Source organism: Nitrosomonas sp. GH22, assembly GCF_009833115.1.
Lineage (GTDB): Bacteria > Pseudomonadota > Gammaproteobacteria > Burkholderiales > Nitrosomonadaceae > Nitrosomonas > Nitrosomonas eutropha.
This window is the reverse complement of sequence record NZ_QRCA01000007.1, coordinates 13601-25765: the sequence shown is the minus strand read 5'-3', so window position 1 is coordinate 25765 and position 12165 is coordinate 13601. Positions and strand designations below refer to the sequence as shown.

At 45.5% G+C, this 12165-nt stretch carries 12 protein-coding genes and 1 tRNA gene; 1 reads left to right on the top strand and 12 read right to left on the bottom strand.

What is annotated here, in order from left to right; translation table 11 throughout:
- Positions 1-8 precede the first annotated feature (8 nt).
- The 7 genes from truA to leuC all read right to left on the bottom strand — a co-directional run bounded on the left by truA (position 9) and on the right by leuC (position 8036).
- On the bottom strand, positions 9-842 hold the full coding sequence (truA, locus tag ABF86_RS01395; RefSeq protein WP_074455611.1) for a tRNA pseudouridine(38-40) synthase TruA: 834 nt from the start codon (positions 840-842) through the stop codon (positions 9-11).
- Positions 843-953: 111 nt separating this feature from the next.
- A complete protein-coding gene (locus ABF86_RS01390; protein ID WP_256201516.1) occupies positions 954-3335 on the bottom strand; it encodes a FimV/HubP family polar landmark protein in 2382 nt (793 codons plus the stop codon).
- Positions 3336-3466: 131 nt separating this feature from the next.
- Positions 3467-4591, bottom strand: a complete 1125-nt coding sequence (asd, locus tag ABF86_RS01385; protein WP_074455613.1) for an aspartate-semialdehyde dehydrogenase — start codon at positions 4589-4591, stop codon at positions 3467-3469.
- A gap of 131 nt (positions 4592-4722) precedes the next feature.
- Positions 4723-5793 (bottom strand): 3-isopropylmalate dehydrogenase, encoded by a 1071-nt coding sequence (leuB, locus tag ABF86_RS01380; RefSeq protein ID WP_011634222.1) that lies wholly within the window; start codon positions 5791-5793, stop codon positions 4723-4725.
- Between the two features lie 25 nt (positions 5794-5818).
- Positions 5819-6457, bottom strand: a complete 639-nt coding sequence (gene leuD, locus ABF86_RS01375; protein ID WP_074455614.1) for a 3-isopropylmalate dehydratase small subunit — start codon at positions 6455-6457, stop codon at positions 5819-5821.
- A 5-nt stretch (positions 6458-6462) separates the two neighbouring features.
- A complete protein-coding gene (locus ABF86_RS01370) occupies positions 6463-6591 on the bottom strand; it encodes an entericidin A/B family lipoprotein (protein ID WP_074455615.1) in 129 nt (42 codons plus the stop codon).
- A 32-nt stretch (positions 6592-6623) separates the two neighbouring features.
- Complete coding sequence (leuC, locus tag ABF86_RS01365) at positions 6624-8036, bottom strand: 3-isopropylmalate dehydratase large subunit (RefSeq protein WP_074455616.1); 1413 nt, start codon at positions 8034-8036, stop codon at positions 6624-6626.
- Between the two features lie 295 nt (positions 8037-8331).
- Between leuC and ABF86_RS01360 the strand changes: the two genes are divergently transcribed.
- Complete coding sequence (locus ABF86_RS01360; RefSeq protein ID WP_160803423.1) at positions 8332-8487, top strand: hypothetical protein; 156 nt, start codon at positions 8332-8334, stop codon at positions 8485-8487.
- Positions 8488-8541: 54 nt separating this feature from the next.
- Here ABF86_RS01360 and ychF read toward each other — a convergent pair whose 3' ends face one another.
- The 5 genes from ychF to ABF86_RS01335 form a co-directional block, all read right to left on the bottom strand.
- Complete coding sequence (gene ychF / locus ABF86_RS01355) at positions 8542-9633, bottom strand: redox-regulated ATPase YchF (protein ID WP_074455617.1); 1092 nt, start codon at positions 9631-9633, stop codon at positions 8542-8544.
- Positions 9634-9687: 54 nt separating this feature from the next.
- Entirely contained in the window at positions 9688-10275 is a 588-nt protein-coding gene (pth, locus tag ABF86_RS01350) for an aminoacyl-tRNA hydrolase (RefSeq protein ID WP_074455618.1), read from the bottom strand.
- A 104-nt stretch (positions 10276-10379) separates the two neighbouring features.
- Complete coding sequence (locus tag ABF86_RS01345) at positions 10380-10988, bottom strand: 50S ribosomal protein L25/general stress protein Ctc (RefSeq protein WP_074455619.1); 609 nt, start codon at positions 10986-10988, stop codon at positions 10380-10382.
- 53 nt (positions 10989-11041) lie between these two features.
- On the bottom strand, positions 11042-11992 hold the full coding sequence (locus ABF86_RS01340) for a ribose-phosphate pyrophosphokinase (protein ID WP_011634215.1): 951 nt from the start codon (positions 11990-11992) through the stop codon (positions 11042-11044).
- A gap of 92 nt (positions 11993-12084) precedes the next feature.
- Positions 12085-12159, bottom strand: a tRNA-Gln gene (locus tag ABF86_RS01335).
- Between the last annotated feature and the right edge of the window lie 6 nt (positions 12160-12165).

The window sequence follows — 12165 nt, the reverse complement described above, 5'->3', positions numbered from 1 at the left end:
ACCTCCTTTTAACGCAAGCCAGCCCAATTCTGTGAATATTTAAAGTCTGCAATCATATTTATAACATTCTCTGGCCGGATTACGTTAAAAGTAGGCAAATTCCATCTGGCATCGTATCGAACGCCAGCCAGATACAATCCATCCGGTGCAAATGTTGGCGCAGCAAGTGTGCGGTCACGCTTCCCCAGAAGTACCTGCATCCATTCAGGAGGATGCTTTCCTTGGCCAATATAAATCAATGCCCCAAGAATATTTCGAACCATATGATGCAGGAACGCATTAGCACAAAATTCAAAAACAAAAAATTGTTCACTTTGACTAATATCCAGCCTGATAAGCTTTCGTATCGCATTTTTTGCCTGACATTCTGCTGAGCGAAATGCACTGAAATCATACTCGCCAATCAGAAATCTTGCTGCCGTCTGCATTTTTTCGAGATCAAGCGAATAGTGGGTCCACCCTGTTTTCTCCTGGAAAATTCCAGGACGAGCAGGCCGACTCAACAGATAATACAGATAAGTACGTTCGGTTGCGCTGAATCGGGCATGAAAATCATCATTAACTTCCGAAGCCCACAATACTGAAATATCATCCGGCAGTAGTGCATTAGCTCCTCTTACCCAAGCTGTTAAAGGGCGGATGACATGCGTTTCAAAATGTACGACCTGACACAATGCATGCACACCTGCATCTGTTCGTCCTGCCGCAACAACTTGTATCTGACTGCTTGCTATGCGCGATAAAGCGCTTTCCAGCCGGGATTGAACAGAAATGCGATCAGGTTGCTTTTGCCAGCCACAATAGCCACGGCCATCATATTCCAGAATCAGGACAATCTTCACAGATCTTCATAAAGGAATACTTTATCCTTCATGAACAATTTCCCAATAAATATGGGAATACAAGAAAATACTCAATCAGGATAGCTTCCGGTAGGCTATATCCGTCTGGCTTCAGCTGATTTTGTCTAGCATAAAACGGGCGGCAGATTGTTGTTCGTGATCACCCTCACGCAACACTTCTTCCAGAATATCTCTGGCACCTTCGTTATCATCCATTTCGAGATAGGCCCTGGCCAGATCAAGCTTGGTTGCGACTTCCCGCCATTGCATATCTGTACCAACTTCAGAGCTTTCATTGACGGCTTGCGGCTTCTCACCAGGCTCATCTCCAAGATCAAGATCAATGTTTGCCAGCGTGGAACTTAATTCCGGCAATTCATCCATCATCTGAGAATCTTTGGTGGATTCCTTTTCTTCAGATAATTTCAGATCAAAATCAATTTGATGTTCCGCATCATGAGATGATGCACGCACTTCACTATGATCTTGTGCCTGCGCAAGATCAGATTTTTCTTCCAGGGCATCGTCGTAAGATGTAAAAATCCATTGCTTACTTGTCTCGTCTTCTTTACGTTCAACATCCTCTTCGGCACCAATAAGAGCCCCCTTCTGGCATTCAGCCGGATCAGGTTCTATCGTGCTGGTTTTAATCTCATTATTCAGCTCATTCGATTCATCGAGCGTTGTTTCATTTTCCGCATAAGTCTGACTGACAGAATCCGCAGTGAAGAAAAGAGGCTTGGTTGCTTTTTCTTCCTGTTTACCACCGAAGAACAAATCAAGATCGACATCAGCCTGATTGCCAGCAGTATCAGTCAAATTGAAATCACCCGATTCTGATGTACTGACCGTGCGCTGAATCAATTCTTCGTCCGGTTTTTCTATATGCTCATCAACAGATGTGATCTTGGCCATCCCCGAAGACATCGATTTATCGTCCTTCTCGGCATAATCATATATGTCAGAGGAATCCGGGTCCCCGAATTGCTTTCTTTTACGGAAAATTAAAGATGCGCCCAACGCAATCACCAGCAATACTCCCAATCCTGCGGCAGCCCATTTGCTGTTTTTATCTACATGTTGCAACAATGTATCCATTAAATCTGATTCACCAGATTCAGGACTGACAGGTTGGAGTGGCTTAGATAATGAAGCCGGCTTGACTGATTGAGCCGGAATAGTAATCGGAGGAGTTGAATTTTCTGAAGCTCCTGCAACAGAACCAAGAGTTTCAGCTGAGTCCCCAACGACTGCGATATCAGCCTGTTTGGCAGGAGTTGAAATTGCCTGCAGGTCAGGTATATGCTGCGTATGCTCCAGTTCAATTCCGGCTTTGCTCTCAAGAGTCGAGCCTTTCAATTCAAGTAGACGCTGCAATTTCGCAACATTCTGCTCCAAAATAGCCACTCGCTCATTTGCTTCCTGCAAGGCGCGCTCTTTCGCAATTGCATCCTCTTCCATCATGTACAAATAATTCTGGGCAGTTCTGTCTTCTGCCTTTTTAGCAAGCAGATGGTTATCGCTAAGTAACTCTCCTTTTGAGAGAATCAAAACTTCCTCGGATTTATTGGATCCGATAACAGAAGATTCTCCGGAGACAGTTGTAATTTTCCCTGTTTGAGATTGTTTTAGATCAGATTTTTCTGAAAAATTATCAGCCAGGTCTGCAATTTTCTGTCGATAATCATTCCAGCTTTCTTTCTGTACAGCAATTTCACGAGAAGCTTCTTTTGTGGTAACAGACGAGATCTCGCTTTCATCAGGAATACGCAGAATGACACCCACTTTAAGCAAATTCATGTTTCTTTCGAGGAAAGCATCACGATTGGCACGGTACAACGCAACCAGCACTTGGTTAAGATTAACGCTGTCAGGCGATACTTGTCGCGCAATTCTACTCAGGGTATCTCCTCGAATAACCGGGCCATATATACCACCCGTCTGAGCAGGGGGGAGAGTGGTCTCAACGGATAATAGAGTCTTTCCGGGTACAGTTGTTGCGGCAACACTTCCTGTCTTATCTCTATCGGATTGCACAACCGGCTCAGCGGATGCTGCCTTTTGTGTTTCAGCGGGGTCAAGCAGAACATTATATTCACGTAACAGATGCCCCGATGAAGAGCTAAGCTCAATGAGCAAATTGAGGAACGGCTCGTTGATTGCCTGTGATGAGCTTATACGGATATAGGGGCGCCCATCGGCTCGCTTTTCAACAGATACAGACAACGTTGCATGATAGGGGGCCAGATTGACACCAGTTTTCTGAAAAATCTTGGGCGAAGCAAGTCGGGCTGATAGCGAATCGATCTCTTTATCTGTTACAGATTCCAGAGCTATTTCTGCATTGAGAGGTTGCCCAAAATATGAGCTTACGGTCAACTTACCCAAGCCGGCAGCCTGCACCATCCAGGCAGATGCAAGCATACCAATCAAAAACACTTTGGATAAAACGCCTGGAGAAATACCTTTTGCTCTGAAATCAATTATCTTCACACAAATATCCTTCATTGTTACCCGAACTCTCTGATACAAAATATGGATGGCAATTTATGTCAGAAAGCGAAGGTCATCTTATCTATAGCAAGACGGTTCGAGATTGAGAAAAATATGAAATTCTTAGTATTCTATGCAGCCTTGTCTTCTTCGATCAGAATACGCAACATCCGGCGCAGTGGTTCTGCGGCGCCCCATAATAACTGATCTCCTACAGTAAAAACAGAAAGATATTCATTCCCCATATTCAATTTGCGTATGCGTCCGACATGTATATCCAATTTTCCGGTTACCGCCACTGGGGTAAGTTCTTTGGTAGTAGCCTCCCTTTCATTTGGGATGACTCGCACCCATTCATTGGATCCAGCAATTACTTCCTTAATTCTTTCCAGAGGAATGTCTTTTTTCAGTTTGATCGTTAGCGCCTGACTATGGCAGCGCATGGCTCCAACGCGTACACAAATTCCATCGACTGGCACCGGGTGATCAGCATGCCCGAGAATTTTATTGGTTTCAGCCTGCCCTTTCCATTCTTCCCGACTTTGTCCGTATGCCACCTCGCGATCAATCCAGGGAATAAGACTGCCTGCCAACGGAACACCAAAATTCTGAGCGGGAAATTCTTCATTACGCATTTTTTCAACAACTTTACGATCAATATCCAAAATGCTGGAAGTAGGATCATCCAGTAAATCTTTTGCAACATTGTGGGTTTCTCCCATCTGCTGCAACAGCTCGCGCATATTTTGAGCACCGGCACCCGATGCTGCCTGATAGGTCATAATGCTCGCCCACTCAACCATGTCCTGATCAAACAAGCCACCCACAGCCATTAACATCAGGCTGACCGTACAATTACCACCAATATAGTTTTTAACACCTTTGTTTAGCGCTTCATCGATAACCGAACGATTGACAGGATCAAGAATAATAACGGCATCATCATCCATCCTGAGAGCAGAAGCAGCATCAATCCAGTAACCCCGCCAGCCTGAGTCACGAAGTTTCTTAAAGACATCGTTGGTATAATCCCCCCCTTGACAGGAAATTATAATGTCCATTTCCTGCAGCGCAGCAATATCATAAGCATCTTTGAGTGGTCCTGTATTCCCACCAATATCCGGACCTTCCCCACCTGCCTGGGAGGTTGAAAAAAATACAGGTTCAATTAATGAAAAATCATCTTCCTCGCGCATCCGTTGCATAAGCACGGAACCCACCATACCCCGCCACCCGACAAACCCGACCCGTTTCATGTAATTCACTTAGCCTTTTACAAAAAATAGTTTTAATATTGCGCTGTACTCGACAGCTTGCTATCCGGCGTATTATCCAAAAATCAGAAGAAAAAAGTAAAACAGGCAGATTCATAAACAGAAATGAAAGATCACTGGGATTGCAAATTTGCCAGGACCATATCCCCCATTTCCACGGTACCTGTTCTCCTTAAGCCTGTTTCATAAATGTCCTCGGTGCGATAACCTTGTTTCAGTGTTTTTTGAACAGCGCTTTCAATTCGTGATGCAGCTGTCTCCTCATTAAAAGAATAGCGCAGCATCATCGCTGCGGACAAAATAGTCGCCAGTGGATTGGCAATATTTTTACCGGCTATATCCGGCGCAGATCCATGAATAGGCTCATACAGACCCCTGTTTCGGTCATCCAGAGAGGCTGACGGAAGCATTCCAATTGAACCCGTTAGCATGGATGCTTCGTCTGATAAAATATCGCCAAACATATTGCCCGTAACGATTACATCAAATTGTTTAGGGTTACGTACCAGTTGCATTGCTGCATTATCTACCAGCATATGCGAGAGCGTAACATCCGGATAGGATTGTGCAGTTTCTGTTACCACATCACGCCATAATTGCGTACATTCCAGAACGTTCATTTTATCTACCGAGCATAATCTGCCACTTCGCCTGCGCGCTGCCTGAAATGCAACATGAGCAATACGCCTGATTTCTGATTCAGAATAAATCATTGTATTAAATCCCACTTTCTGCCCATCTCTGTATTCGATACCTCGCGGTTTTCCGAAGTAAATATCACCGGTTAATTCACGTACAATCAAAATATCTAACCCGGTCACAATCTCCGGTTTCAGAGTCGATGCATTTACCAGCTCGGGATAGAGTACTATCGGCCGCAGATTGGCGAACAGGCCAAGTGTCTTACGAATAGCCAGCAGCCCTTGCTCTGGCCGTTTTTCGCGAGGCAGATTGTCGTATTGAATTCCGCCCACTGCCCCAAGCAATATGGCATCGGCTTCAACAGACAGTTTACGTGTTGCCTCCGGAAAAGGCTTTCCTGTTGCATCTACTGCACAACCACCCAGTAAACCGGGCTCCAGCTCGATTTTTAATCCTTCTTGTTTAAAATAAAGCAGCACGCGCTCGGCTTGTGCCACAATTTCAGGGCCAATACCATCCCCTGCCAACAATGCAATTTTCATACACTCAACCTGCCTTCATTTCTTGTTACAAAAATAGCCAAGGCTGCTCATTTCTTCGATTTATCTCAAATTTTCTGATTCTGTCGGCATGCTGCAGAGTTAAACCAATCTCATCCAACCCGTTAAGTAAGCAATGTTTACGGAAATGATCAACCTCAAACCAGTAAGTCTCACCGGATAGAGCCATCACGGTTTGTGCTTCCAGATTAATTTCTAGTTGATAACCATCCACTGTCAGAGCATCCCTGATCAATCTGTCAACAATAGGTGACTCCAGTACAATTGGCAACAGACCAATCTTGAAACAGTTATTGTAAAAAATATCAGCAAAACTTGGCGCAATAATTACAGCGAAGCCGTAATCCTGCAAAGCCCAGGGAGCGTGTTCTCTGCTGGATCCGCAGCCAAAGTTATCGCGTGTAACAAGAATTTTAGCCCCTTGATAGCGTGATTGGTTAAGTATGAAATCCGGATTAAGTTGACGCGATGCAGCATCTTTTCCCGGTTCACCATAATCAAGATAACGCCATTCATCGAACAGGTTCTGGCCAAAACCTGAACGCTTGATTGATTTCAGAAATTGCTTGGGAATGATCGCGTCTGTATCAATATTTGCACGATCCAGCGGTGCAACTATCCCCCGAAGCTGTTCAAATTTTTTCATTCCATTTATTTAGCAGTTCTTTCAATGGCTTCGCCACCACGCTGAACATCCTTACCAAGTCCTTGCATCGTATTACAGGCAGCCAGCTGCGCAGTAATTATCAGCAGCAAAGATAATGCGAACAGTATTTTCATCACCAATCTCCTATATAAATAAAAAACTCTGTTTAATGGGTAAAAGAGCGTACATCAACGAAATGACCAGATATGGCAGCTGCAGCAGCCATAGATGGGCTAACCAGGTGCGTTCGGCCGCCAGGGCCTTGCCGCCCCTCAAAATTTCGATTGGAAGTCGAAGCACAGCGCTCTCCAGGCAATAATTTGTCATCATTCATCGCCAGGCACATTGAACATCCAGGTTCACGCCATTCAAATCCTGCCGCTTGAAAAATTCTATCCAGCCCCTCTGTTTCAGCCATCGACTTGACCAGACCAGAACCAGGAACCACCATAGCCAGCTTAATATTAGGGGCAATCCGTTTTCCTTTGACAATTTCTGCTGCTGCACGCAAATCTTCTATACGGGAATTGGTGCAAGAACCAATAAATATTTTATCCAGCGCTATGTCCTGTATGGGCGTTCCCGGCTTAAGTCCCATATATTCAAGCGCATGTTCAATATTATGACGCTTGATCGGATCACTGATATCCGCAGGGTCTGGCACATATCCATCAATTGTGGTTACCATTTCCGGTGAAGTTCCCCAGGTTACCTGAGGCTTGATGTTCTCTGCCTTTAATTCCACAATATGATCAAAAACAGCATCCTCATCACTTTTCAATGTACGCCAATACGTAACCGCCCGATCCCATAAATCTTTCCGGGGCGCAAAAGGTCTTCCCTTAATATAATTGATCGTAACGTCATCCACCCCAATCATCCCCGCACGTGCGCCTGCCTCGATCGCCATATTGCAAAGTGTCATCCGGCCCTCCATGGATAGGGATCGAATCGCATTACCAGCAAACTCGATAGCATGTCCTGTACCACCCGCTGTTCCTATTTCACCGATAATAGCCAATGCAATATCCTTAGCTGTTACACCCTGACCAAGATTTCCTTCAACTTTGACCAACATTGTTTTGGATTTTCGGGCAACCAGACATTGTGTCGCTAAAACATGCTCAACCTCAGATGTGCCAATGCCGAACGCTAAACACGCAAACGCCCCATGAGTACTGGTATGAGAATCCCCACAGACAACAGTCATGCCGGGTAGTGTTGCGCCCTGTTCCGGCCCGATCACATGTACAATTCCCTGACGTTCATCATCCATCTTGAACTCGGTAATTGCAAATTCCTCACAATTTTGACTTAATGTTTCGACCTGTAAACGAGATATCGGGTCACTGATACCACTACTCCGGTCAGTTGTAGGGACATTGTGATCCGCCACCGCCAGGATAGAATCAGTACGCCACGGCCTGCGTCCCGATAGCTTCAAATTTTCAAAAGCCTGAGGGCTGGTTACCTCGTGTACCAAGTGGCGATCAATGTAGAGTATCACCATGTCATTTGGATCATCCGATTCAGCATGAACTACATGACCATTCCAAAGCTTGTCGTATAACGTTTTCATTTTCAATATGATTACCTGTTTTTACGGGCGTAATTATCCCATAAAGCCTGTCTAATTAACAAATTACCGGGCAAATGAAAAATCTCCCGGCAGTAAACTTTTCCAATATATCTTTCAGAAAGATAAGGAAGTCTTTTAGAATCTATCAAGCGCAATCAGTTCGCTAAATACAGAATCAGGATAGGGGTGGCCGGGCTATTTGGCCATGCTCATACAGTTGCGCAAAGCAACGGCTGATGAAGTAAATCCAATACAACCTACTGTTTCATCAGCTTCATTAGAGCGTCGATAGATAATGCAGAATGGGACAGGAAAAAATTATGGTATCGCCGAATTTATCGGGCACCAACAGGAAATGAAGTTATTCCACATGTTGCGCAAAACACCTCCAACTACCGCTCTACTTGTATCGGGCGAGATTGCCGCTAGCGAGAATAATGCGATTTCCTGACACACAAGGTACAAGCACAAACTAGCGGATGAAGAAATACACCTCACCAGCCCGCTAGACATTAAACAGAAAATGCATCACATCACCATCCTGTACGATGTAATCTTTACCTTCTACACGCATTTTACCTTTTTCCTTCGCGCCAGCTTCGCCGCCACAAGCAATAAAATCGGCATAGGAAACAGTTTGCGCACGTATGAAGCCTTTTTCAAAGTCGGTATGGATGGCTCCTGCTGCCTGCGGAGCGGTATCTCCCCTGTGTATGGTCCAGGCACGCACCTCCTTCACGCCAGCGGTAAAATACGTTTGCAGGCCAAGCAGATCGTAACCAGTACGAATCAAGCGATTGAGGCCGGGCTCTTCCAGCCCTAAATCCGCTAAAAATTCCTTTTTATCTGCTTCGTCGAGATCGGCCAGCTCAGCTTCGATCTTGGCGCACAGCGCTACGACTGGTGCATTTTCTTTTGCTGCGTATTCACGTAATCGATCAAGATGTGGGTTGTTTTCGAAACCATCTTCCAGTACGTTGCCTACATACATGGCCGGCTTGATTGTCAGCAAACATAATGACTGGATGATTTCTCTTTCCTTGTCTGAAAATGGAAAAGTGCGCGCTGGCTGACCCTGGTTAAGGTGTAGCACCAATTTTTCAAGCACTGCAACCAGTTTGCTCGCTTCCTTATCGCCAGATTTCACTTTTTTACTATCACGCACAATGGCTTTTTCCACGGTGGCGAGGTCGGCCAACGCCAGTTCGGTCAGGATAATTTCAATATCGGCCAGCGGATCAACTTTCCCCGTAACATGCACGACGTTCGGATCATCAAAACAGCGCACAACATTAACAATAGCATCTGTTTCACGGATGTTGGCAAGAAACTGGTTGCCCAGTCCTTCTCCCCTGGAAGCGCCTGCAACCAGCCCGGCAATATCAACAAATTCCACGATAGCAGGTTGCACACGCTGCGGATTGACGATTTTACTCAGCTCGGCGAGGCGTGAGTCGGGAACTTCAACTATGCCAACGTTGGGTTCAATAGTGCAAAACGGGTAATTTTCCGCAGCAATGCCCGCTTTGGTCAGTGCATTAAACAAGGTAGATTTGCCGACATTGGGCAAACCGACGATTCCACATTTCAAGCTCATAATCCGGTTTCCATCAATTTCCTGAATGTTGTGTAGAGTACGCTGCTTGTTTTGTCAGTTTTCCTGCCGGGTATGCAATTGCAGCATGGCTGCTGCAAAATTTCCTCGGGCGATTAATGGCCACACTTGTATGCTGTGGTCTATTGCCTCATCAATCAGCGCCGCTTCTTCTCTACGCGGGAGGTGTAGCACATAATCCACTACCTGATTTCTGTCCCCCGGATGCCCCACGCCAATCCGCAAGCGCCAAAAAACCTGAGTGGAAAGATCAGCAACGATACTTTTAAGGCCATTGTGCCCCCCGGTCCCACCACCGGATTTCAGCTTGATAATACCGGGTTGCAAATCCAGCTCATCGTGGACGACCAGTATCTGCTCGGGTGTTATCTTGTAGTAACGGCACATGGCTCCCACCGACATACCGCTGGCATTCATGTAGGTTTGCGGCTTGAGCAACCAGATATCTGTATCGGATTGAACAATGCGTGCACACAATCCCCTGAAACGGATATCCAGCGCAAAAGAAACTCGCTGCGCATCAGCCAAACGATCCAGCCAATCAAAACCGATATTATGGCGGGTTGAGGTATATTTATCGCCAGGATTGCCAAGGCCGACCACCAATCTTATAGGTAGTTCCATAACTCAGTACAGTCCCGACAACAGATGACTCAACAAAAAATGAAGTGAATTTCAGAATAGCAAGAATTACGCCAGAGAAATTCTCTGGCGTACATCAGACAAAATCAGGCAGATTCTTCGCCGGACTCATCTGCAACTTCCCCGCCACGCGGCATAATAAGAGTGGAAACCGGCTGATTGTCACCCCTCAACAGAGCTGGTATTTCAACATTTTCCGGCAACTTCAAATCGCTCGTGTGTAGTATGCTACCGGCTGTCATTTCTGATAGATCCACTGTAATAGACTCAGGTAAATCTTTTGGCAAGCAGGATATTTCAATTTCAGTCGCTACATGGCTGATCATCCCGCCTGACAATTTGACCCCGGGTGCAATGTCAGCATTGATGAAATGCAGCGGTACTTTTACATGTATTTTCTGATCCTGTCTGATCCGCTGAAAATCAATGTGCAGCACTTGCTGCTTGAACGGGTGCATTTGCACATCACGTAAAAGTACCTGTTCCTTTTTTCCATCCACGTTAATCGAAAGTATCGATGCATGAAAAGCATCTGTTTTTAGTTTGTAGTACAGATCTTTGTGATCAAGATCTATCGGTTGCGCGGTACCGCCTCCTCCATAGATGACACCCGGTAATCTGCCCTGGATACGCAGGCGGCGATTGGCACCGGTTCCATGTAAATTACGATTGTTAGCGCTTATCTCAATTGGCATTCTATTCTCCTGAAAACAGCCCATCACATCCGTGAACAGACCTTAAAATTATCTTATTCTATAAACAACGAACTCAGTGAACTTTCATTACTTACCCTAAGCATGGATTCACCCAGCAAACTAGCCACACTTAACTGCTGTATACGGTTACATTTGCTGGCATCTTCTCTTAAAGGGATTGTATCTGTTACCACCAGCTTATCCAGATCAGAATTCTGTACACGCTCTACCGCCTTGCCTGACAAAACTGCATGGGTTGAATAAGCAATCACGCTGGCCGCACCTTCCTGTTTAAGTGCCGAAGCTGCTTCACATAATGTATTTGCTGTATCCACCATATCGTCAATAATTACACAGGTACGCTCTTTGACGTCGCCGATAATGTTCATGACCTTGGATTCATTTGGTTTGGGGCGTCGCTTGTCGATAATAGCCAGATCACATTCCAAACGCCTGGCCATATGACGAGCTCTGACAACGCCACCCACATCAGGAGATACCACGATCAGGTTCTGATAATCATGCTTCCAGATGTCTCCCAACAGTGTAGGAGTGCCATAAATATTATCCACAGGAATATCAAAAAAACCCTGAATCTGATCAGAATGCAAATCCATAGTCAATACTCTATCAACACCAACGCTGGTCAACATATTTGCCACAACTTTAGCTGTAATAGGCACTCGTGCAGAACGAGCTCTCCTGTCCTGTCGCGCATAGCCAAAATAGGGAATCGCTGCAGTAACGCGGCTAGCTGATGCGCGTTTTAGTGCATCAACAATCACCAGAATTTCCATCAAACTGTCGTTGGTTGGTGCACAGGTGGATTGCAATACAAAAACATCGTTACCTCTGACGTTTTCAAGTATCTCCACCATAACTTCGCCATCACTGAAGCGCCCTACGGTCGCACGCCCTAAATTGATATTCAGGTATTTGACCACATCATGCGCCAGCTTAGGATTGGCCGTTCCGGTAAAAACCATCAGGCTATCATAGGACATAGGTAACTTTTACTTCTGGTTTAAAAGATGACACAGACAGATTCGGCCACTTGCGCCACATTTGACATAATAATGGCAGATTCACTGAGATTTGGCTGGGGAGGTAGGGATCGAACCTACGAATGCCGGAATCAAAATCCGGTGCCTTACCACTTGGCGACTCCCCAAAAAAT